The 21,609-nt window shown below is 72.6% G+C and carries 22 protein-coding genes; 16 read left to right on the top strand and 6 right to left on the bottom strand.

The window, feature by feature from the left end:
- The first annotated feature begins 62 nt into the window (after nucleotides 1-62).
- From APR04_RS07735 to APR04_RS07710, 6 genes are all read left to right on the top strand, one after another.
- Complete coding sequence (locus APR04_RS07735; RefSeq protein WP_253869138.1) at nucleotides 63-1,742, top strand: bifunctional ADP-dependent NAD(P)H-hydrate dehydratase/NAD(P)H-hydrate epimerase; 1,680 nt, start codon at nucleotides 63-65, stop codon at nucleotides 1,740-1,742.
- Nucleotides 1,743-1,776: 34 nt separating this feature from the next.
- Nucleotides 1,777-2,241 (top strand): hemerythrin domain-containing protein, encoded by a 465-nt coding sequence (locus APR04_RS07730; RefSeq protein WP_253869137.1) that lies wholly within the window; start codon nucleotides 1,777-1,779, stop codon nucleotides 2,239-2,241.
- Nucleotides 2,242-2,443: 202 nt separating this feature from the next.
- Complete coding sequence (locus APR04_RS30985) at nucleotides 2,444-4,774, top strand: helix-turn-helix transcriptional regulator (protein WP_308292330.1); 2,331 nt, start codon at nucleotides 2,444-2,446, stop codon at nucleotides 4,772-4,774.
- A gap of 137 nt (nucleotides 4,775-4,911) precedes the next feature.
- Nucleotides 4,912-6,024, top strand: a complete 1,113-nt coding sequence (locus APR04_RS07720) for a hypothetical protein (RefSeq protein ID WP_253869136.1) — start codon at nucleotides 4,912-4,914, stop codon at nucleotides 6,022-6,024.
- 62 nt (nucleotides 6,025-6,086) lie between these two features.
- The gene (locus APR04_RS07715) at nucleotides 6,087-7,373 is read left to right on the top strand and encodes a sensor histidine kinase (protein ID WP_253869135.1); all 1,287 of its coding nucleotides are present in this window, start codon (nucleotides 6,087-6,089) and stop codon (nucleotides 7,371-7,373) included.
- Complete coding sequence (locus APR04_RS07710) at nucleotides 7,366-8,007, top strand: response regulator (RefSeq protein ID WP_253869133.1); 642 nt, start codon at nucleotides 7,366-7,368, stop codon at nucleotides 8,005-8,007. Before APR04_RS07715 ends, APR04_RS07710 begins: the two co-directional genes overlap by 8 nt.
- A 63-nt stretch (nucleotides 8,008-8,070) precedes the next feature.
- Here the strand turns inward: APR04_RS07710 and APR04_RS07705 are convergent, their stop codons facing one another.
- On the bottom strand, nucleotides 8,071-8,544 hold the full coding sequence (locus APR04_RS07705) for a GNAT family N-acetyltransferase (RefSeq protein ID WP_253869131.1): 474 nt from the start codon (nucleotides 8,542-8,544) through the stop codon (nucleotides 8,071-8,073).
- Nucleotides 8,545-8,710: 166 nt separating this feature from the next.
- Between APR04_RS07705 and APR04_RS07700 the strand changes: the two genes are divergently transcribed.
- The gene (locus APR04_RS07700; RefSeq protein WP_253869129.1) at nucleotides 8,711-8,986 is read left to right on the top strand and encodes a hypothetical protein; all 276 of its coding nucleotides are present in this window, start codon (nucleotides 8,711-8,713) and stop codon (nucleotides 8,984-8,986) included.
- Nucleotides 8,987-9,015: 29 nt separating this feature from the next.
- Here the strand turns inward: APR04_RS07700 and APR04_RS07695 are convergent, their stop codons facing one another.
- A complete protein-coding gene (locus tag APR04_RS07695; protein WP_308292329.1) occupies nucleotides 9,016-9,498 on the bottom strand; it encodes a glutathione peroxidase in 483 nt (160 codons plus the stop codon).
- A 79-nt stretch (nucleotides 9,499-9,577) separates the two neighbouring features.
- On the opposite strand from APR04_RS07695, the gene APR04_RS07690 reads away from it, so the two are divergent.
- The 7 genes from APR04_RS07690 (at nucleotide 9,578) to APR04_RS07660 (ending at nucleotide 15,825) form a co-directional block, all read left to right on the top strand.
- The gene (locus tag APR04_RS07690) at nucleotides 9,578-10,627 is read left to right on the top strand and encodes a pseudouridine synthase (protein ID WP_253869127.1); all 1,050 of its coding nucleotides are present in this window, start codon (nucleotides 9,578-9,580) and stop codon (nucleotides 10,625-10,627) included.
- Nucleotides 10,628-10,647: 20 nt separating this feature from the next.
- Nucleotides 10,648-11,883 carry an alanine racemase gene (gene alr, locus APR04_RS07685; protein WP_253869125.1) on the top strand — a complete coding sequence of 412 codons (1,236 nt, stop codon included), beginning with the start codon at nucleotides 10,648-10,650 and terminating at the stop codon, nucleotides 11,881-11,883.
- A gap of 32 nt (nucleotides 11,884-11,915) precedes the next feature.
- A complete protein-coding gene (tsaE, locus tag APR04_RS07680) occupies nucleotides 11,916-12,452 on the top strand; it encodes a tRNA (adenosine(37)-N6)-threonylcarbamoyltransferase complex ATPase subunit type 1 TsaE (protein ID WP_253869265.1) in 537 nt (178 codons plus the stop codon).
- A 67-nt stretch (nucleotides 12,453-12,519) separates the two neighbouring features.
- Complete coding sequence (tsaB, locus tag APR04_RS07675; RefSeq protein ID WP_253869123.1) at nucleotides 12,520-13,260, top strand: tRNA (adenosine(37)-N6)-threonylcarbamoyltransferase complex dimerization subunit type 1 TsaB; 741 nt, start codon at nucleotides 12,520-12,522, stop codon at nucleotides 13,258-13,260.
- Nucleotides 13,257-13,808 carry a ribosomal protein S18-alanine N-acetyltransferase gene (gene rimI / locus APR04_RS07670; RefSeq protein ID WP_253869121.1) on the top strand — a complete coding sequence of 184 codons (552 nt, stop codon included), beginning with the start codon at nucleotides 13,257-13,259 and terminating at the stop codon, nucleotides 13,806-13,808. Before tsaB ends, rimI begins: the two co-directional genes overlap by 4 nt.
- A gap of 87 nt (nucleotides 13,809-13,895) precedes the next feature.
- Entirely contained in the window at nucleotides 13,896-14,954 is a 1,059-nt protein-coding gene (locus APR04_RS07665; RefSeq protein ID WP_253869119.1) for a Fic family protein, read from the top strand.
- A gap of 13 nt (nucleotides 14,955-14,967) precedes the next feature.
- Nucleotides 14,968-15,825 (top strand): sulfurtransferase, encoded by an 858-nt coding sequence (locus APR04_RS07660; RefSeq protein WP_253869116.1) that lies wholly within the window; start codon nucleotides 14,968-14,970, stop codon nucleotides 15,823-15,825.
- A gap of 28 nt (nucleotides 15,826-15,853) precedes the next feature.
- On the opposite strand, the gene APR04_RS07655 is transcribed toward APR04_RS07660, so the two are convergent.
- Complete coding sequence (locus tag APR04_RS07655) at nucleotides 15,854-16,576, bottom strand: hypothetical protein (protein ID WP_253869114.1); 723 nt, start codon at nucleotides 16,574-16,576, stop codon at nucleotides 15,854-15,856.
- A gap of 43 nt (nucleotides 16,577-16,619) precedes the next feature.
- Nucleotides 16,620-17,663 carry a tRNA (adenosine(37)-N6)-threonylcarbamoyltransferase complex transferase subunit TsaD gene (gene tsaD / locus APR04_RS07650; protein WP_253869112.1) on the bottom strand — a complete coding sequence of 348 codons (1,044 nt, stop codon included), beginning with the start codon at nucleotides 17,661-17,663 and terminating at the stop codon, nucleotides 16,620-16,622.
- 111 nt (nucleotides 17,664-17,774) lie between these two features.
- Here tsaD and APR04_RS07645 point away from each other — a divergent pair, with 111 nt between their 5' ends.
- The gene (locus APR04_RS07645; RefSeq protein WP_253869110.1) at nucleotides 17,775-18,389 is read left to right on the top strand and encodes a malonic semialdehyde reductase; all 615 of its coding nucleotides are present in this window, start codon (nucleotides 17,775-17,777) and stop codon (nucleotides 18,387-18,389) included.
- A gap of 10 nt (nucleotides 18,390-18,399) precedes the next feature.
- Here the strand turns inward: APR04_RS07645 and APR04_RS07640 are convergent, their stop codons facing one another.
- Together APR04_RS07640 and APR04_RS07635 are read right to left on the bottom strand one after the other, a co-directional pair.
- A complete protein-coding gene (locus APR04_RS07640; protein WP_253869108.1) occupies nucleotides 18,400-19,575 on the bottom strand; it encodes a glutamate--cysteine ligase in 1,176 nt (391 codons plus the stop codon).
- On the bottom strand, nucleotides 19,572-20,840 hold the full coding sequence (locus APR04_RS07635) for a class I SAM-dependent methyltransferase (RefSeq protein ID WP_253869106.1): 1,269 nt from the start codon (nucleotides 20,838-20,840) through the stop codon (nucleotides 19,572-19,574). Before APR04_RS07635 ends, APR04_RS07640 begins: the two co-directional genes overlap by 4 nt.
- Nucleotides 20,841-21,178: 338 nt before the next feature.
- On the opposite strand from APR04_RS07635, the gene groES reads away from it, so the two are divergent.
- Nucleotides 21,179-21,475, top strand: a complete 297-nt coding sequence (gene groES / locus APR04_RS07630; RefSeq protein WP_253869104.1) for a co-chaperone GroES — start codon at nucleotides 21,179-21,181, stop codon at nucleotides 21,473-21,475.
- Nucleotides 21,476-21,609 lie beyond the last annotated feature (134 nt).

Below are 21,609 nucleotides of genomic sequence, written 5' to 3'. Positions count from 1 at the left end.
CGTGGAGTTCCGACGAGGTACGAAAGGCCGAAGAGCCGCTGATAGCAGCTGGCGAGCCGCTGATGGCCAGAGCTGCGTACGCGCTGGCTCAGGCGGTGCTCCGGGAGGTGGCGGCGCGCCCTGTCGACGGGCGAGCCCCGGACCGCCGGCCCGCGCGCCCGGGCACCGCCCGCCTGCGCGGCAGCCTCGGTTCCGACGGTCTCCCCGGCACGGCCAAGGTTCGGCCCCGTCGCGGGCCGAGGACCCGGCACGAGGTGCGCGGTGCCAGCGCGCTGCTGCTCGTCGGTCCTGGCAACAACGGCGGGGACACGCTGTTCGCCGGCGCCCACCTCGCGCGGCGCGGCATGACCGTCACCGCCGTCCTGGCGTCCACACGCGCGCACGACGACGGCCTCGCCGCGTTCCGCGCGGCAGGCGGGAAGGTGCTGACGCTCGCCGACGTCCGGGTTCCCTCAGTGGTCCGCGCAGCCCTCGCCTCGGACGTCGTCCTCGACGGCCTGGTCGGTGTCGGTGCGCGGGGCGCACTACGCCCGCCCGCGGGCGGGCTCGTGCGCACCCTCGTGGAAGCCCGCGAGACGGCCGGAGAGCTGTGGCCGTACACGATCGCCGTCGACATCCCGAGCGGGATCGGCGTGGACGACGGCGTGGTGCTGGGCCCGGTCCTGCGTGCCGACCGCACGGTCACGTTCGGCGCGCTCAAGCCCGGCCTGCTCCTGCCGCCGGCGGCGCACCTCGCCGGGGAGGTCGAGCTCGTCGACGTCGGCTTCCCGGCCGTCTCGGGCGGCGAAGGCTGGGCAGGGGCGGCCTGGGGCGTGACGACCGGCCGGCACGCGATGACCGGCGCGGACCCGGGGTCCGGCCGGGTGCGGCGCATGGAGCCGGCCGACGTGGCCGCCCTGTGGCCAGCTCCCGGCCCGCACGACCACAAGTACACGCGAGGCGTCGTCGGGGTGATCGCCGGGACGAGCACGTACCCGGGCGCGGCGGTCCTCGCGACGTCGGGCGCGGTGCTGGCCGGACCCGGCATGGTGCGCTACCTGGGGCCAGAGGCCGTCGGCACCCGCGTGCTCCTGGTCCGCCCCGAGGTGGTGGTGGCGGGCGGCCGCGTGCAGGCCTGGGTGCTCGGACCGGGTGTCCCGGCGGTCGACCCGGACGCCGGGCCGGACGACGACGGCCAGGCCCGCCGGATCTTCGGGGCGCTCGCGGCCGTGACCGGTGTGCTGTCCGAGGACGTCACCGGGGGCAGGATGCCCGCCGTCATCGATGCGGGCGCGCTCACCATGCTGGAGCACCGGCTCCCGGCCTGGGCGGTGCTGACCCCGCATGCCGGTGAGCTGGCGGAGCTGCTGCAGGGCCTTGGGCACGACGTGGACCGGGCGGGGGTCGAGGCGCGGCCGCTGCACTGGGTGCGGACGGCACACCAGGCGACCGGCGCGACGGTGCTGCTCAAGGGCGCGATCACCGTGGTGGCCGGTCCTGGTGACGCCTATGCGCAGGCCGATGCGCCGGCCTGGACGGCCACAGCGGGGGCGGGTGACGTGCTCGCGGGAATCCTGGGGACGCTGCTCGCGGGCCGCTCTGCCGACGTCGTCGAGGACGAGACGCTCGCGGCCCGGCTGGCAGCCGCCGCGGTGCTCGTGCACGGTCGCGCGGCTGCACGCGCGTCCGCAGGCGGCCCGGTGGCGGCGCTGGAGATCGCCCGGGCGGTGCCGGCCGTCATCGCAGAGCTGCTGAGCGCCTGACGGGAGGATTCCGGCCCGCGTTAGGGTGGCGACGATGAGCCAACGTGTCGTCGCCTGGGGGCAGGAGCTCCGCGAGGTCCACCGTCGGCTGCGCGACGCCCTCGCGGTGGCCCGGTCCGCCGTCGAGGACGGCGCGGCCGGGCCGACGGCGGCGCGGGACCTGCAGCTCTACTGCGTCGGCTTCTGCGCGGCGCTGACCGGCCACCACCGCAGCGAGGACGCGACCCTGTTCGACGTCGTGCTGGCGGCCGAACCTGGTCTGGCGCCCGTGGTCGCCGACCTGAAGCGGGACCACTCCATGCTCGACCATCTGCTGGGCGAGCTGGAGCGCGCCGCGAGGTCGGGAGCCGGCCGGGACGAGCTGCTGCGGCACCTCGACGGCATCGAGGCAGTGATGGAGACGCATTTCCGGTTCGAGGAGAAAAAGCTCGTCGGAGTGCTCGACGGTACTGAGCGGCCCGAGGCGGACAGGCAGGAGCTGCTCGGCCCGCTGGCTTGATGCCGGATTCTCCCGGACGGATATTCCGCTGAATTTTTCGCGTGCGCGATCTTCTCTCGCCTGCCGGAAACGCGCCAGGTAGAGCCGTGATCTCCGTACCACAGCCACACCCTGCACGATTTATCTCTCGTCATAGACTCCTGACGCGCTGCTGACAGGTGTTTGTGCAAGTGGCGAACCAGGCAGCAGGGGGAGGGACCACGTGGTCCACGGCCGTGATCGAGAGCTGCGGGTCATCGCGCACTTTGCGACCGACCTGGACCCGACGGTCCTGGTCGTGCGCGGACTGAGCGGGATCGGCAAGACCGCGACGGTGCTCCAGGCGCTGAGGCAGGTCGGAGCTGGGTCGTCCGCGGTCCGGGTGGTGCGGCCGTGCTCGTCACGGCCCTCGGCCCACGATCTCGACAACAACCGGCGCATCGACCTGTCCACCTGGTCGATCCAGGACTCCGAGAGCCACGACCCGGAGTTCGACGCGACAGGCTTCATGCGCGCGGTCTCGGTCTGGGCAGGCGACAGCGGGCCCGGACCGCGGGTCCTCTTCGTCGACGACGTGGGCGTGCTGACCCCGGAGCGTGCACGCTGGCTCCAGCACCTCGCGGACGAGGCATACGGGCAGGACTGGCGAGTGATCGCCGCCGTGCGGAGCAGCACCGTCGAGCCGCTCTCCGACGACGTCGAGGTGCTCGAGCTGGGTCCGCTCGACCGGATGTCCCTGCGGCGTGTGCTCGACACGGAGCTGAGTGCCCCGGTGGCGGCCGACGTTGTCGAGCGCCTGCGGTGGTGGAGCGCGGGCAACCCGCGGCTCGCCCTCGAGCTCGCGGGCGCGTTGAGTGCGGCCGAGCTGTGCGGGGACGTCGCCTGGACCGGGCCGGACGACGTCGGCTCGGCGGCCCGGCGTGCGTACCGCACGCTGCTGGCGGGGCTCGACCCGGCCACGACGGCCGCACTCGCGGACGCGCCCCTCGGTCGTACCTCGGTGGTGCGCCGGGACGGCCGCGCGACCGTGCGGCACCCGCTGCTCGCGCTGCTGTGCCGGGAGGCGCGGGGAGCCGACGGTACCGGCCGGGAGGCTCAGCCGCTGGACCGCGACGTGACAGCGCCCGGCGCGGTGGTGAACATCCTTGACGGGCTGCACCTGGACGAGCTGCCCGCGCGCGCGTGGGCAGCGGTGGCGGCGGCGCCCGACCCGCGCCTGGCCGCGCGCGCCGTCGGGGTGTCCCTGCTGGCGGGGCGCACCTGGCGGGACCACGCCGGGGGTCCGCTGGTGCCGGACGGCGTGGGGGCGGACTGGACCGACCACCTGTGGTGGCGCGATCCGGCGGGTGCCGGCGAGGCCGCCCGTGCCGCCGGCGCGCGGGTCGCCGAGACGCTGCTGTGCCTCGAGGACACAGGCGACCTGGCCGACCCTGGCGCGCTCCGGGCGGACCTGCGGCTGATCGGGCCGACCCCCGGCCAGGACTGGGTGGGGGTCGGCCTCCAGGTGCGTGGCCTCCTGATGCTGGGGGACGTGGTGAGCGCGCGGGACCTGCTGGCCGACCATTCCGGTACGGCGCCGGGGCGGACGGTGGCGGAGATCGTGGCGCGTGACCTCGCAGCTGCTCGGGTCGCCGCGTTCGACGGGCGAGCCGCCGACGTCCGTGCGCATCTCGCGCACGCGGCGGAGCTGCGCCCGGCGGTCGACGGGTGGCTGCCGGCCCGGGGCATGCGTGCCGCTGCCGACGCCGTCGTCGACGGGACCGTCCCGGCGAGCACGATGCCGGCCCAGGCCGGCACCTGGTCGGCACGGGTGCTCGGTGAGTACGCCGCAGACCTTGGCGCGGCGCACCTCGTCGCCGGGCAGGCGGAAGGGGCCGCCGCGCTGCTGACCATCGCGCTCGAGCACTGCGCCTGGCCGTACCGGGGCCGGGTGCAGGTGCGGTGCGACCTCGTGGAGGCAGTGCTGGCGTCGACGTCGCCCGGGAAGGTAGGGCCGCGGGCCCAGCGGCTGCTCGATCCGCCTCTCGTGCCGGGGGAGCGGTCGGCACCGGACGTCGCGGCCGCATACTCCCGGCTCTGTGCGCTCCTCGCCGACGACGGTGCGCCGTCGGCCGCGTTCGAGGCGGCGCTGCACGCGCCGCCGGCTCCCATGTCGCCCTGGCAGCGTGCGCGCATGCTGGTCGCGTACGGCCGGTACGCCGTGACCCGTGGCTCTCGCGCGACGGGCGAGGCGATGCTCGACGAGGCCCGGACGCTCGTGCGGCTGGCGGGGATGGCGGGCTGGCTGCGTGGCATCGACGTGTTCCTCGCCGAGGCGGCCGCGAGCGGCGGCACCGGGCCCGAGTGGGAGGTGCTCGGCGGGCACGAGCGGGAGATGGTCCGGCTCGCGGTGCACGGCGCGACGAACTCGCAGATCGCCCAGGCGACGTTCGTGTCCGAGCGGACCGTCGTGAACCGGCTCCGCCGAGCGTACGCGACCCTCGGTATCCGGGACCGGAGGGACCTCGTGCGTCTCGCCGAGACCCGCCCGCCCGCCTGGCTGGCCGGCGGCTGACAGGTCTGCCGCCGAGACGTGGTGTGGTACCGCGGATCCCCCGGTCATCAGGTGATATCCCCCGGGCGGGTGAGGGGGCGAGCATGCAGCGGACGGGAGTGTGGAGGCATACCGCACGACCGACCGAAAGGAACGTCATGGAACGCCTCACTCGCGCCACCCTCATCGGCGCCACCATCGCCAGCGGCGCAGTCGCGCTGCTCGGCCTCGCCTGGATGCTCGGCCTCTGGCCCAACCCGTACGCCGAGCCCGTCACGGCGCTCCTGGCAGGGCTCGCCGGGACGGAGGTCGCCACCACCGTCCACGTCGTCACCGCGCTGGCCGGCGTCGCGGCCGGGATCGCCGGACTCGCCGGCGCCCTTGGCGCACGGGGCCGTGTCTGCGCCGGTGTGCTGCAGCTCATCGTGTTCGGGGCGCTGCTGCAGGGCACCGGCCCGCTCTCCACGATGGGCTACCTCGTCGCGCTGCTCATGCCGGTCGCCGTGGTGGTCATGCTCGTCCAGCTGGTACGGCGGTACCGGGTGGCCCGCTGGGCGCTAGGGGTTCCCGGCCTGGTGGCTCTCGTCGTCGGGGTGGTCCTGGGCCGCGACGCCCTCGCAGGGCTGGCGACCGGGATCCTCAACGGCTTCCTGTCCCAGGGCGTGACAGTCCTCATCACGCTGCTCATCCTCACGCTCGGCACCCTGTGGGCCGCGGTCGGCGTCCAGGCGCTGTCCGGCCTGTCGGCCATGGACCGGGCCACCGCCTGGGTGGTCAGACACCGCCGCGCGATCACGATCGTGGCTGCCACCGGCCCGCTCCCGTACGCGCTTGCCCGGCTCACGTGGCTCACGCCGTGGCCGCAGCTCGGGTCCGACATCGACATGTCCACCCGGATCTGGGGGCTGACGCTGTCCAGCGGAGCCTGGCTCGGCTTCTTCCTCACTCTCGGCCTCATCCGCACCTGGGGCGAGGTGTTCCCCCGGTGGATGCCGGGCCTGGCCGGCCGCCGCGTTCCGATCACGGCTGCCGCCGTGCCCGGCGGCCTGATCGCCGTGACCCTCATCTTCTCGGCCATCCCCATGCTGCTCATGGCCCGCGGACACAGCGTCGGCGACCAGATCGTCAGCGCTATCGCCTTTCCCTGCTGGTACTGGGGCCCGGCCCTGACGCTCGCCGTCTGGGGCTACGTGGCCCACCGGCTCCAGTCCGAGCGGGCGGCGGCGCTCGACGCCGACGAGCCGGCCCGGGACCAGCTCCCGGCCCGGTGACCCAGCGTGTGACCCAGCGTGTGACCTGGCGGGCCGGGCCCACGACCGGAGAGGATGACGGCATGCAGGCGACGACGCGGTATCTCACGCGGTACCTCGCCCGGCGGTTCGCCTGGCACATGCTGGGCGGGGCGATCGGGCTGGCCCTGGTACTGCTCGTGTACAGCCTGCTGAACGTCTCGGCCGGGGCGCCGCCCGCCTGGGTGACGGCGGTCGCGACCGTCGCGGCCGCCGTCGGCCTCGGGCTGGTGCCGGGCGCACGGGAGCTGGAGGTCACGGCGGCGCGCGCGCTGCTCGACGTGGACGACGAGCTCGTGGCACCGGCCGACCCCCGGCCGGCGCACCGGGTGCGGACGGCGTTGTGGGTGGCCGGGCACCTGGCCTCGGGGCTGCTCGTGGCGGCAGGCCTGTTCGCGGGCATCCCGATGGCGGTGCTGATCGGTGTCGAGGCGCTCGCCGGGGAATCGCTCCGGTCCGGCGACTCGTTCTACACCGGGATCCCGCTGCCGGACGGCCCGGTGTCGCTCGCGCTGCGGCTGGTCGCGTGCGCCGCCTTCGCGCTGCTGGCCCTCGTGGCCACCTGGCCGCTGGGCGTTGCAGCGGAGGCGCTCGCCGGCCGCGTGCTCGGGCCCACGCCGCACGACCGCATGGAGACGGCCCTCGCCCGGGCCCGTCGCGAGGCGGAGCACACGCGTCTCGCGCGCGAGCTGCACGACGGGATCGGCCATGCGCTCACCGTCGTCAGCATTCAGGCGGCGGCCGGGCGGCGGGTCGTCGTGGCCAACCCGGGGGCGGCGGCCGAAGCCCTGGCCGCCATCGAGGACACGGCGCGCTCGGCGCTCACCGAGCTCGACCAGCTCCTGGCCGTCCTCCGGGACGACGCCGACGACGAGGCACCCGTGGCGCTGGCACCCGCCCTCGGCGACGTCGTCTCCGCCCACCGCCGTGCCGGGCTGGACCTGGCTGCCCGGATCGACCTCCCGGCCGACCTGCCGGCCCTCCTGAGCCGGACCGTGCAGCGCATAGTCACCGAGGCGCTCACCAACGCCCACCGGCACGGCGCCCCAGGGCCGGTCGAGCTCACCGTGGGGCACGACGGCGACGGGGTGCTGATCGAGGTCGTGAACCCGGTCCGCGCAGGGTCCCGCCCCGGACGGCGCCCGTCCGGAGGGCGCGGGGTGTCCGGCATCCGGGAACGGGTTGCCCTGTTCGGCGGGACCGCTGAGGCGGGTCGCGACGGTGACCGGTGGATACTTCGTGCGACGCTGCCCTGCGCGCCCCTGCCGACGGCGGAGCGAGGCGGCGAGCGCGCCCCTGGCACAACGAACCGGAAGGACCCAGATGCCTGACACACCGGTCCGGGTGCTCGTCGCCGACGACGAGCCGCTCGTCCGCAGCGGCCTGCGCCTCATCCTGGACGCCGAGGCTGACCTGCAGGTCGTCGGCGAGGCCGGGGACGGCGCGCAGGCGGTCGAGCTGGCGCGCTCGCTGCGGCCGGACGTCGTCTGCATGGACGTGCGGATGCCCGGCGTGGACGGCCTGCGCGCGACCGAGCTCGTGCTGCGCCTGCCGGACCCGCCGCGGGTCCTCGTGGTGACGACGTTCGAGCACGACGGCTACGTCCTCGACGCGCTGACGGTCGGGGCGTCCGGGTTCCTGCTCAAGCGGGCGGGGGCCGACGAGATGGTGCAGGCGGTCCGGACGGTCGCCGTCGGGCGGAGCCTGCTGTACCCGGAGGCGCTGCGCGACCTGGTCCGGTCGCGTCCACGCGTCGCGACAGGGGCACCCGGGCTCACGCCGCGGGAGCGGGAGGTGCTCGGCCTGGTGGCGCAGGGGATGACCAACGCGGAGATCGCGACGGTGCTCGTGGTCGGGGTCGAGACGGTGCGCACCCACGTGGCGTCCGTCCTCGCGAAGCTGCAGGCCAGGGACCGGACCCAGGCCGTGGTGCTCGGGTACCGGGCGGGCCTGGTCGACCTGTAGCCAGAGCGCCGGGCAGGGCCTGAGCCTGCGGTCTCGCTCCCGGCTCAGGCCCGGGCTTCCGGCTCAGCCCCGGGGGAGGACCATCTCGACCACGTCAGGGAACGGCGCGTACTCCGACGCCTGGGTGCGCCCGGTGCGGCGCCAGCCGAGGTGCTCGTAGAAGCCGACGGCCTGGTCGTTGTCGGAGAGGCACCACAGGCGCGGGTCGTCCATCTCGGCGACGGCCGCGTCCATCGCCGCGCGGGCGAGGCCGGACCCCCAGTGGGACGGGTGCACGGCCAGGTGCCGCAGCAGCCGCTCGTCGTGGGCGACGAAGCAGGCGAGGCGGGAGCTGTCCACGTCGTCGTCCAGCACGAGCACCCGGACGCCCGGCTCGGCGAGCGCGGCCTCCCACTTGGCCCGGACCTCGTCGGACGGGAAGGGGTACATGCCCGGCGGAAAGATATGGCCGAGGGCCGCGACTCCGGCGGCGCGCTCGACGTCGAGGAGCGCCTGCGCGTCCTCGGGCGTGGCCTGCCGAAACCGGTGGGGGTCCATGCCTTCCAGCGTAGGGCCGGCGCGTGCGGCGAGCACCACCGCTGCGATATGCCGACGCGCGGATCCGATCGGCGAGAACTGGTGTGCAACATTTCCGCGAAGTGCTGTGACCTCTGCGCGGTTCGAGCGTCAAGGCTGCATGACAGATACAGCATTCAGTGCAGTGATGTCCCGCCTCTCAGCCCTCGACACGCTCTCGCTGCGGGTGAGTCAGGACTGGCTCGCGTTCGGCCTCGATCGGGTCGACGTGCTGGTCATCGACGTCCTGACCGTCAGCGAGCTCACGGCCCTGCCGCTCGTGGGCAGGCACAAGCTCGTCGCGGAGGAGCCCGACCCGGGCCGGGAGCTGGGCCTGACCAGGGTCTGGGTCGGCTGGCTCGGGGACACCTCTGACGTGGCGCCGGTCGCGATGCGGCTCACCCTCGCGGCCGGTGACGGCTGAGGTGTCGGCCGCCCCCTGTGCGGCCAGACTCAGCGCGGGAGGTGTGCCTCGATCTCGTCGACGATCGCCGGGGCGTCCGGCAGGGTCCTCGGTGAGTACCTGCGCACGTCACCGCCGGGCAGGACCAGGAACTTCTCGAAGTTCCAGCGGATCTTGCCCGAGTGGCCCTCCGCGTCCTTCGACTTCTTGAGCTCTTCGTACAGCGGGTGAGCGTGCCGGCCGTTCAACCTGATCTTGTCGAGCACGGGGAACGTGACGCCGTACGTCATGGAGCAGAACTCGGCGATCTTCTCGTTCGAGCTCAGCTCCTGCAGGAACTGGTTGCTGGGAAAGCCCAGCACCGTGAATCCTCGGTCCTGGTACTTCTTCTGCAGCTTCTCCAAGGTCTCGTACTGCGGTGCCAGGCCGCACCGCGAGGCCACGTTCACCACGAGCACGACGTCGTCCTTGTGCTCGGCCAGCGAGATCTCGGCGCCGTCCATCGTGTGGAAGGGAATGTCGTAGAGGGTCACCGGCCCATCCTCCACCCGTTGCCCGGCCGGTGGAACCCTCGAGCGGTTCGGCAGCCCGCCCGTCGGCTAGGTTGACGACGTGCGTACGCCCGGCCCTGCCAAGCACCGACCGCCACTGCCCGTGCGGGACGGGCTCAACCCGACCCGGCTCGTGCTGCCGCACGACCCCGACATAGTGGCGCGGTTCCCGTACGCGCTCGACTACCTCCTCGACCGCTTCCACGACGACGAGGCACGCCTGCTCGAGAAGCTCGCCCTCGGCGAGATCGTCACGGGCCGCGGAGAGCCCCTCACCCCGACGACGCCGTACGAACCGCGCGGGTTCCTCTACCTGTACCGCGACCCGCCCACCCACGAGGACACGATCCCGTTCGAGCCAGAGGTGCTCCACCACGACGAGAACCTGCTGGTCGTGGACAAGCCACACTTCCTCGCGACGATGCCGCGCGGGCGCTGGGTGCGGCAGACCGCCCTGGTCCGCCTCCGGATCGCCCTCGACCTGCCGGAGCTCTCCCCGGCGCACCGGCTCGACCGCGGCACGGCAGGCGTGCTCGTCCTCACCGTGCGGCCGGAGGTGCGGGGCCCCTACCAGGAGGCGTTCGCGCGCCGCGCGGTACGCAAGGTCTACGAGGCGGTGGCACCCCTGGCGGCGTCGGACAGCACGCTGCCCGACGCCGCCCGGGTCGCCGCAGGAGAACCGGTGACGCTCCGCAGCCGCATCGTGAAGCGGCGCGGCACGACCCGTGCCGAGGAGATCCCCGGCGAGCCGAACGCCGAGTCCCTGATCACCCTCGCAGCGGCCGACCAGACGCGCGGCCTTGGTCTCTACCGGCTGGAGCCCCACACCGGCAAGACCCACCAGCTCCGGCTCCACATGGCGTCGCTCGGGCTGCCGATCCTGCACGACCCGTTCTGGCCAGAGCTCCGCGACAGCGACCCCGACGACTTCGACCGCCCGCTGCAGCTCCTGTCCCGGTCCCTGGAGCTCACCGACCCGCTGTCCGGGCGGCAGCGCCGCTTCGAGTCGCGCAGGAACCTGAGCGAATGGCCCGGACACAGGTACCCGCACGGGTCAGACCCGCAGACCAGTCCGGTGGCCCGAGCGTCTGACACGTCCACCGGGATCTGACAGGTGCAAGAATCGGTGCGATGAGCACCATCCCCGACTACTCCGCCCGCGCGGTCGTCGATCTGGACGCGATCCGCGACAACGTGCGTGCCCTGCGGGCGACCGCCCGGACCGCCCAGGTCATGGCCGTCGTCAAGGCAGACGCGTACGGACACGGGCTGGCCCCGGCGGCACGGGCGGCGCTCGCAGGGGGCGCCACCTGGCTCGGCACGGCGCACGGCACCGAGGCGCTGGCCGTCCGCGCCGCTGTCGGACCCGAACCTCGCGTCCTGACCTGGCTCTACGCACCCGGCGCGCCGTTCGCCGAGCTGGTGCGGGAAGACGTCGACATCGCGGTCGCAGCGCCCTGGGCCCTCGACGAGGTGGCCGACGGCGCCCGTGCGGCCGGCCGGACCGCCCGCGTGCACCTCAAGGTCGACACCGGGCTGGGCCGCAACGGGATCACCCCGGAGGACCTGCCCGCGGTCCTCGACCGGGCCGCTGCGCTACAGGCGGACGGAGCGCTCGCCGTCATCGGGCTCATGTCGCACCTCGCCCTCGCGGACGAGCCCGACGACCCGTCCGTGAAGATGCAGACCCACGCCTTCGAGGACGCGATCCGCACCGTCGAGGCGGCGGGGATGCCCCTCGAGGTGCGCCACCTCGCGAACTCCGCGGCGACCCTCACCAACCCGGCGACGCACTACGACCTGGTGCGCCCGGGGATCGCCGTCTACGGGCTCTCACCGGTCCCGCACCTCGGCGCACCTGGCGACTACGGGCTGCGCCCCGCGATGACGCTCGAAGCGCGGCTCGCCACCGTCAAACGGGTGCGGGCAGGCCAGGGCGTCTCGTACGGCCACTTCTACACGACGACGCAGGACACCGTGCTCGGCGTGATCCCGCTCGGGTACGGGGACGGGATCCCGCGGCACGCGTCGGGCGGCTCGCTCGGCCCCGGCGGTCCCGTCCTGGTGGGCGGCGGCGTGGACGACGTCGCGGCACCCGGCGCGGGCCTCGGCACCGCCCGCGTGCTGCGGGTGGCCGGCCGGGTGTGCATGGACCAGGTGATGCTCGACCTCGGCCCGTACGCTCCGGAGCAGGCCGGTGACGTGGTCACGCTGTTCGGGGCGTCGGACGGGCTGGCCCGCGCCGGCGCACCCAACGCGGAGGACTGGGCACAGGCAGCAGGCACCATCAGCTACGAGATCGTGACGCGCCTCGGGGCACGTGTGCCGCGGGTGTACGCGGGCACGGCAGGAAGGGAGACCGCGTGAGCGGGGAAGCAGGAGGACAGGGCGACATCGCGATGTCAGAGGTAGTGACGCTGGAGCTGCCCGACGCCGAGAGGACGCGCGCACTGGGCGCCGCCCTCGCAGAGGAGCTGCGCGCCGGGGACCTGGTGATCCTCACCGGCGACCTCGGCGCCGGAAAGACGACCCTGACCCAGGGGATCGGTGCGGCGCTCGACGTACGTGGCCAGGTCGCGTCGCCCACGTTCATCGTGGCGCGCGAGCACCCGCCGCTGCCCCGCGCCGACGGCACGCACGGCCCCGGCCTCGTGCACGTCGACGCCTACCGGCTCGGCGGGCTGAGCGAGCTCGACGCCCTCGACCTCGACTCGTCCCTCGAGGACTCCGTGACGGTCGTGGAGTGGGGCCGCGGCCTGGCCGAGGCGCTCGCGGACGACCGGCTGGAGATCGACCTGGAGCGCCCGCGCGGCGCGCCGTCCTTCGACCCCGGCGTAGCAGCGGAGGAGGATCCCGAGGGAGGAACCCGTAAGGCGACGATCCGTGCCGTCGGTCAGCGCTGGGCCGGTGTGGACCTCGGCACGCTGCTGAGCTGAGGCGTATCTGCGCAGGATCTTCCGCTGACCTGACAAGGGTCGACGGCCGGCGTAATACCCTGGTCATGTGGCCGTCCTTGCTCTCGATACCTCAGCAGCCGTCGCCGTCTCGCTCGTCTCCGATGACGGTGCGCGCCTCGCGTCCCGCACCTCGGACGAGCGCCGCAGGCACGCCGAGTCGCTCGCGCCCCTGATCGAGGAGGTCCTCGCCGAGGCGGGGATCGACCCGAGCGACCTGACCGCCGTCGTCGCCGGTACGGGGCCCGCCCCGTTCACCGGCCTGCGCGTCGGCCTGGTGACCGCGCGCACGCTCGCGCTGACGCTTGGCATCCCCGTGCTGGGGGTGCCCAGCCTCGATGCACTGGCCGTGCAGGCCGTCAGCGACCTCGGGCTGCGGCCGGGCACGGAGATCCTCGCGACCTCCGACGCCCGCCGCAAGGAGGTCTACTGGGCGCGCTACCGTGTGGTCGCGCTCGAGGGTCCGCACGGCTTCCCGGTCGCCGAGCGGATCGCGGGGCCCGACGTCGACCGGGCCGGGTTCGTCGCACAGGGGCAGCTCGCTCCGCCCGAGACCGAGGACGGGCAGCTGCCCGTCGTGGTCGGGGAGGGGGCGATGCTCTACCCGGAGTTCCTGCCCGTGGCCGACGACGCGCCGCTCGTGCCCGACGCGACGGTGCTGGCCCGGCTGGCGCTCGTGCGCCGCGACGCCGGCGCGGAGCAGCCGTCCGAGCCCCTGTACCTGCGGCGTCCGGACGTGCACGAACCGGCGCGGGCCTCGACCTCCTCGACCACCGGGGGCGTCGCGTGATCACCGAGGTGCGGCTCCGTCCGCTGCGCAACGCCGACTTCGACCGCGTGCTGGAGCTGGAGCGCCAGCTGTTCGGCCGCGGCGCCTGGACCTACGGGATGCTCGCCGACGAGCTCGCGGGGCTCGGTCGCTGGTACGTCGTGGCGGAGCCGGAGCGGCTCGACCGTGCGGGGGACCAGCCCGTCGTCGGGTATGCGGGCCTGTGGTTCGACGGCGACGTCACGCAGGTCATGACCATCGGCGTCGACCCGGCCGCCCAGCGGCACGGCGTGGGCAGGCAGCTCATGACCGCGCTGGTCGAGCGGTCGCGCAAGGTCAAGGCAGGGGCGGTGCTGCTGGAGGTGCGGGTCGACAACGCCGCGGCGATCGAGATGTACCGGGAGTTCGGGTTCGAGGTCCTCGGCGTGCGCAAGCGTTACTACCAGCCGGAGAACATCGACGCGTTCACGATGCGCCTCGACCTGGCCGCGGCAGCGGTGGACGACGTGGCGGACGCTCCGGTCGACACCCCGGACACGCCCGACGACGAGGCGGGGGACGCGGCGTAGCGTTGCCGAAACGTCCTACCCGAACCTGCTAAACATACTAGTCTGGCCATCAGATTAGTATGTTTACCGGGTTGGCTAGGAGGTTTTATGCGTTCGTTCGTAGATCTTGATGGTCTCGTCGGTCGTGTCCCCTTCGACGTAGTCGGCGACCTGAGGGTCATCGACACAGGTCGTGGGAGCGAAGCGTTGTATCGCGACAAGCTTCCTGCCTTGCTGACGAGCCTTGCACAGCGCGCAAGGGTGGCAAGTATCGAAGCATCGTCCGCGATCGAGGGGATCGTCGTCGAGAGCCGCGAACGCGCGGATGTGATCCTGAGCGGGGAACCGGTAACGCTCCGGGACCGGAGCGAGCAGGAGCTGGCCGGCTACCGGGCCGCCTTGGACTATCTCTACCAGGGTGACTGGCGCCCACTGAACATGGGCCTCGTCCTGCACCTGCACCGGCTGCTCTTCTCCTTTACGGATGTCCCAGGTGGTGGCTTCAAGACCTCGGAGAACGTCGTCGTCGACAGGCTCCCGGATGGAACCCACGTCAAGCGGTTCACCCCGGTTTCTGCTGCGAAGACACCCGCGTTCGTGGACGAGCTCGTAGCGAGATACTCGGCGGCTACGCGGGAGGACCGGCATCACCCTGTCCTTCTCGTGGGACTTTTCGCGCTGGACCTGCTGACCATCCATCCGTTCCTCGATGGCAACGGCCGGATCACGCGCGCGCTCACGAACGCACTGCTGGAGGACAGCGGCTACGAGGTGACGCGATACGTGTCGCTGGAGTCGTCGATCGCCGCGTCGGCCGACAGGTACTACGACGCGCTCCAGGGATCGACAACGGCGTGGCATGACGGCGACCATGATCCGTGGCCCTGGCTCCGGTATTTCGTGCACGTCGTGCGCGGCACCTACGACGAGTTCCAGCGTGCAACGGATACGGCGCGTGCAGCCGGAAGCAAGAAGGAACGCGTCCAGCTCTATGTTCGGGACCACGCTCCGGCGTCGTTCAGGATGGCGGACATCAGGGCCGCGCTTCCGGGAGTGAGCGACGCAACGATCAGGAATGCGCTGGACGTGCTGCGTGCAGAGGGCGTCGTGAACGTCGACGGCACTGGGCGTAACGCCGCCTGGAACCGGGTCGGCAGCCAACTATGAGAGGTGTCACACGATGAGGGAACGAGTGCTGGTCGACGCGACGACGCTGGCGGCGGACCTGCAGGTCGGCGGGGGAGCCGACCCGGTCGAGGGGCGCCCAGTGGTCCTCGACGTCCGCTGGGCGCTCGGCATGACCGACGGTCATGACCGGTACCGCGCCGGTCACGTCCCGGGTGCGGTGTACGTGGACCTGGAGACCGAGCTCGCAGCGCACGCGTCGCCGGCCGCTGGGCGACACCCGCTGCCGTCGACGTCGGCGTTCCAGCAGGCCGCACGCCGTTGGGGCGTCTCGGCGGGCTCGCGCGTCGTGGTCTACGACTCCGTCGGCGGAACCTCCGCCGCCCGCGCCTGGTGGCTGCTGCGGTACTTCGGTGTGCGGGCCGTGCGCATCCTCGACGGCGGCCTCGCCGCCTGGTCCGCCGAAGGGCTCGTCCTCGAACCGGGTGACGTGACGCCCGAGCCGGGCGACGTCGTCGCGCAGCCGGGCGGCATGCCAGTGCTGGACGCCGACGAGGCGGCCGCCCTGGCCTCCGGCGCCGGTGTGCTCCTCGATGCCCGTGCCGCCGAGCGCTACCGCGGCGAGGTGGAGCCCGTCGACCCGCAGGCCGGGCACGTCCCCGGGGCGGTCAGCGCGCCGACCACCGAGAACCTTGGCGCGGACGGCCGGTTCCTGTCGACCGCGGACCTGCGGCGGCGGTTCGGGGCACTGGGTGTCTCGACCGGATCGACCGGCGTGTACTGCGGCTCGGGAGTCACGGCGTCGCACGAGGTGGCGGCGCTCGCGGTGGCGGGCGTGGACGCCGCCCTGTACCCGGGATCGTGGTCACAGTGGTCGAACGACCCGGCGCGCGAGGTCGCGACCGGGGCGTGAGCCCGCCTGGTGGGGGCGTGCCGGGGCTTCAGGGCGTGGTGCGCTGCTCGCTGAGCACGGTGATCTTCTGCCAGACCTTGCGGGACATGCTCATGGTGAGCGTCTCGATGGTCGACACCGTGCTCAGCACGATCTCGTCCTGCGACTCCTCCGCGCACAGCGCCGCGGCCTTGCTCACGATCGACAGGAGCTCGGTGCAGTACTCCAGGTAGTACTCGATCTGCTCGGGCGTGAGATCCACGTCCGCGCCGTCGGTCCCGTTCACGAACGCGTCCCGCAGGATCTCCGGCTCCTTGGTGAGCTGGTGCATGTCGATGATGTGTGCCAGCGACCGCAGCCGGTGGAGCTTGGCCAGCAGGTCGGAGCGCTGGACGCGCTCCGGCACCGAGTGCAGCACCACGACGGCGATCGCGACGAACACCAGGTCGTTCACCGCGCTCTCGATGAGCGGGAGCCAGTCGAGGCCGTTGTCCGGTGCCTCGGTGAACGCGGCCTCGACGGCGAAGCCGAACGCGACGAGCGCGACCAGTACCACCACGCCGATCATGGCGCGCGACCCGGTGCGGACCAGGCGGCTGCGCCGGCGGGACCCGGCGGAGGTGTCCGCCACCTGCTCGGTCAGGGACGCGAGCTCCTCCGCCACGCGCTGGATACCCCGGTCGGGGAACCGCGCGCCGATGCGGTCGCACAGGCGGCGAGCCGTCTCGATGACGGGGACGGGCTCGAGCTTCTCCAGCGTTCTGTCAGGCACGGGAGGCAGCGTAGAGCCACCGGAGGGTGTCGCGGGGACCGGTTCAGACGGTGATGGTGGTCAACGGCATCGACGAGTCCACCGGGATGTCCAGGCTGCTGGGGGCGACCCCGGCGCGCAGGACGGCGGAGCCCAGCGCAGCGATCATCGCGCCGTTGTCGGTGCAGTACCGGATCGGCGGGATGCGCAGGTCGATCCCGGCCTCGGCACACCGCTTGGCCGCCATCTCGCGCAGCTGGCTGTTGGCCGAGAACCCGCCGCCGATCACCAGCGTGTCGACACCGTGCTTGTGGCACGCGGCGATCGTCTTGGCGGTGAGCACGTCGGCGACCGCCTCGGCGAAGGACGCGGCGACGTCGTGCACCGGGATGACCTGTCCGGCGTCGGTGCGCGCCTCGACCCAGCGGGCGACCGCCGTCTTGAGGCCGGAGAAGGAGAAGTCGTAGGCGTGCTTCGCCTGGTCCTTCGCGGCGGTGAGGCCGCGGGGGAAACGGATGGCCGTCGGGTCGCCCTCGCGCGCGAGCCGGTCGATGTGCGGTCCGCCGGGGTAGGGGAGCCCGAGCAGGCGACCGACCTTGTCGAAGGCCTCGCCCGCGGCGTCGTCCAGCGTTGAGCCGAGCTCCGTGACGTCGGTGGCGATGTCGTTCACCATCAGGAGGGAGCTGTGGCCGCCGCTCACCACGAGCGCCATCGCCCGTTCCGGCAGGGGGCCGTCCACGAGCTGGTCCACGCAGGCGTGAGCGATCACATGGTTCACGCCGTACAGCGGCTTGTTCAGGCCGATCGACAGGGCCTTCGCGGCGGACGCCCCGATGGTGAGCGGTCCCACGAGGCCGGGACCAGCGGTGACGGCCACCGCGTCGACCTCGGACAGGTCGACGTCGGCCTCGCCGATCGCCTTCTGGATGGTCGGGATCATCGCCTCGAGGTGGGCCCGGCTGGCGACCTCGGGAATGATGCCGCCGTAGCGGGCGTGCTCCTCCATCGAGCTGGCGACCGCGTCGACCAGCAGCTCGTTTCCGCGGACCAGCGCGACACCGGTCTCGTCGCAGGAGGTCTCGATGCCGAGCACCAGGGGTTCTGCCATGTGCTCCAGCCTAATTGGTCCCGGCCGCCCGGCGGTGTGCCGCCCGGCCGTGTGTCGTGGCTCATAGTTGAATTCGGAACTATTGCCGAAGGCAATCGTGTTGACGCGGGCATGACTGAGACGCTTGAGGCGACAGGCCTCGCCATCGACGACGCGACCGCCGACCGGCTCTTCCGCACGGCGCGCACCGTGACGACGTACGCAGAGCTCGACGTGACCGAGGAGCAGCTCGCCGCCGTCTACGACCTCATCAAGTGGGGTCCGACCTCGATGAACGTCAGCCCGCTGCGCATGCTCGTCGTTCGCACGCCGGACGCGCGGCAGCGCCTGGTCGCCAACATGCCCGAGGGCAACCAGGAGCGCGTGGCGACCGCGCCGGTCACCCTCGTGCTCGCCTACGACCCCGAGTTCCACGAGCGCCTCGACGTCCTCGCGCCGCACCTGCCGGGCGCCCGCGAGATCTTCGCGGGCGACGACACCGCCCGCGCCGACGCCGCACGCACGAACGCCCTGCTGCAGGCCGGCTACCTGATCGTGGGCCTGCGCGCAGCGGGCCTGGCCGCCGGGCCGATGCACGGGATCTACGACGGCATCGACGCGGAGTTCTTCGCCGAGAACGGCTGGAAGGGCCTCCTCGTCGTGAACGTCAGCGTGGCCGAGGGCGCCGACACCAGCCGCCCGCGCGCCCCGCGCCTCGGGTTCGACGAGGTCGCACAGGTCGCCTGACACCGGGCGGTCAGGAGAGGAGGGGGTGGCCTGTGCGCATCTCCTCCACCATCGCGCGGACCACCTGGGTCAGGTCGCCGCCGTGCGCGGCGGCGACCGCCTCCTGGCGCCGGTAGGAAGCCCCGGAGCGGAGGATCTCTCGTATGCCGGCGAGCTCCGTGGCGCAGCCGAGCCGGTGCGCGACGGGCTCCAGCTCGACCAGCAGCTTGCCGACGGCGTCGGCTATCGGCGCCTGGTTGCCGTCGGCGTCGAGGATCACCGTGGCATCGAGGCCGTAGCGCGCGGAGCGGAACTTGTTCTCCTGGACGAACCAGGACGGCAGCACCGGCAGGGCGCGACCCTGGTCCAGCTGCGTGGACAGGTGCTCCACGAGGCAGTGCACCAGCGCGGCCAGCGCCAGGGCCTCCGACAGGTTGGTCGGGCCGTCGCAGACCCGGACCTCCAGCGTGCCGAACGTCGGCGACGGCCGCACGTCCCAGTGGAGCTCGTTGAACGCCTCGACCGCGCCGACGTGCAGCATGTCGCCTGCGTACGCCTCGAGCTCCTGCCAGGTCTCGAACGGGACCGGCAGTCCCGAGCTGGGGATCTGCTGGAACAGCAGCGACCGGTTGGACGCGTACCCGGTGTGCTCGCCCGCCCAGTACGGCGAACCGGCGGACAGCGCCTGCAGGTGCGGAAAATAGGTGAGCATGGCGCGCATCAGCGGTAGCGCCTTGTCGCGGTGCTCGATCCCGACGTGGACGTGCAGCCCCCAGATGATCAGCTGCGCGCCCCAGATCCCCGTGCGCTCCATGATGCGGCCGTAGCGCTCCTTGTCGCCGACCTGCTGGTCCGCGGCCCGGGCGAACGGATGCGTCCCGCCGCCCATCAGGTCAAGGCCCAGCCGGTCGGTCGCCGTCCGGACGCGCTCGAGGATGCGGGCCAAATCCGTCCCGGCCTCGGCCACGGTGCCGCAGACGCCGCTGACCAGCTCGATGGTGTTCTTCATGAACTCGCCCGTCACGTGCGGGGCGTAGGTCGCTGAGGTGTGCCGGGGCTCGCCGACGTCGCGCGCGAGGGCGTCGAGCACGGCTGGACCGGCCTGGGAGAGGTCGGCGGTGTCGGAGTCGACCAGCCCGATCTCCCACTCGAGGCCCACGGTGGAGCGGGGCGACTCGCCGAAGCCGAGCCGGACCGGCGAGCTCATACGGGTCCCAGCGGTTCGACGAGCAGTATCCGTTGGTTGCCTGCCACGCGTGTGAGCACGATCGTCGCCTCCTCGGTCCCGGTGAGCACGAGCTGCTTGCGAAGTTGTTCAGGCACCACCGCGGTGCCCCGCTTCTTGATCGTGATGCGTCCGACGTTCCGCGTCCGCAGGTATGACTTGAGTCGCTTGAGGCCGAACGGCATCGTGTCGAGCACCCGGTAGCCGGTAGCGACGGGGGCCTGTGCCCCGGCGGAGTCGGTGGGGCGCGCAGAGGGCAGCTCGGCCAGGCTGTCCGTGGTGACGTACGCGATGGTCGGGTCGACGAGGCGCCCGCCCAGCTCGGCGGCGGCCTGGCCGACGAGACCCGCGCGGATGACCGCCCCGTCGGGCTCGTAGAGATACTGGCCGACGTCCCCGACGTCCGGCACGACGTCGGAGCCCCGTACCGTGCGGCTCAGCGTGTGGTCCTTCCCGTCGGCGTCGGTGAACGTGCGCAGCACGAGCGCCGAGCGGCCCGGCCCGTCGGGCGCGAGCGGCCCGAACCAGATCCCGGCCTCGACCACGTCTCCGTTGACGGAGACCCACTGCGTCTCCGCGTCCTCGGGCAGCCCGTGGTGCGGGATGCCGGGGCCGACCTTGATGCCGACGGCGGGCACCGTCTCGCGCAGTGCCCAGACGGAGTCGAGCGGAGGTTCGTAGGCACGTGGGTCGAAGACCCGGCGGCTCCGCCCGCCCGAACCGCCGCCGACCCGGCGCGCCGGGTCGGCGTAGACGCCCTCGACGCCCTCGGCGCGCAGGTCGAGGGCGAGTCCGTCGGCATGCCGCACGTCCGCCTCGGGGAAGTGGCGCAGGTTCCACTGCGCGATGGCGGCGGTGCACTCGTCCAGGTCGGTCGCGACGACTCGGAGTCCGGTCCCGGCGAAGGCGAGCGAGTCGGCGCCGATGCCACAGGTCAGGTCGGCGAGCATCGTGATGCCGGCGTCGAGGTAGCGCTGGGCGTGCAGTGCCGCGACGAGGAGCCGGGTGGCCTGCTCCAGCCCGTCCGCGGTGAAGAGCATCCCGTCCGCGAAGTCGCCGAACTTGCCCCGCGCCCTGGCGCGCAGCCTGGACTGGGTCATCACGGCGGCCGCGAGGTCCGGTGCTATGCCCTTGGCGCGCAGCGCCGTCACGGTCCTCATCGCGTGCCGCTCGTCGTAGGGCGGAAGAGCACCAAGCAGGGCCCAGCCGTCGGGGCTGAGCAGTTTGCTCAGAATCGCCGCATCCATGGGAAGATCTTTCCACGTCCGGCCTCGTGGTGACGAGCGGCCCGGCGCAACCTTTTCGTCGGGATGGTGAGTGTTCGGTGTGGCGACGGCGCGTCGGCCCCCTGGGGTGTGAGCAGGTCCACCCGATTGGCACTCGCCTTGACCGAGTGCTAGCGCCGACCTAGATTTGGGGGTGTTCACCGCCGCGGTCTCCCGTTCACGGGCCCGCGGGGGAGAACAGAACCCAGACGTTCGTGCCCGCCGGCACCCGCGACGACGGCGGACGGTCGAACGTTCGAGCCACTTACGTCCATCACGCAGCTGATCTCTCGATCCGCTCACGAAAGAGGAGGTCCGACGTGTCGGTCCCCATCAAGCCGCTCGAGGACCGGATCGTCGTCAAGGCTCTCGAAGCCGAGACCACGACCGCTTCCGGCCTGGTCATCCCGGACACCGCCAAGGAGAAGCCCCAGGAGGGCGAGGTTCTGGCCGTTGGCCAGGGCCGCATCGACGACAACGGCAACCGTGTGCCGCTGGACGTCGCTGTCGGTGACAAGGTGATCTACTCCAAGTACGGCGGCACCGAGGTCAAGTACGCGGGTGAGGAGTACCTGGTGCTCTCCGCCCGCGACGTCCTCGCCGTGGTCGTGAGCTGACTCCAGCCCACGCCAGGTAGAAGACGAGAGCCCCGCACCGAACGGTGCGGGGCTCTTGCCGTGCCGGCAGAGCTGACCGTCCCGGCAGGTGGTCCGCAGCCGCGCTGCTGCGGGACCGGGCCGGACGACCAGCT

It is taken from the genome of Promicromonospora umidemergens, from assembly GCF_024171995.1.
In the GTDB taxonomy this organism is placed as follows: domain Bacteria; phylum Actinomycetota; class Actinomycetes; order Actinomycetales; family Cellulomonadaceae; genus Promicromonospora; species Promicromonospora umidemergens.
The sequence above is the reverse complement of the archived record's forward strand: the minus strand, read 5'-3'. Positions and strand labels throughout refer to the sequence as shown.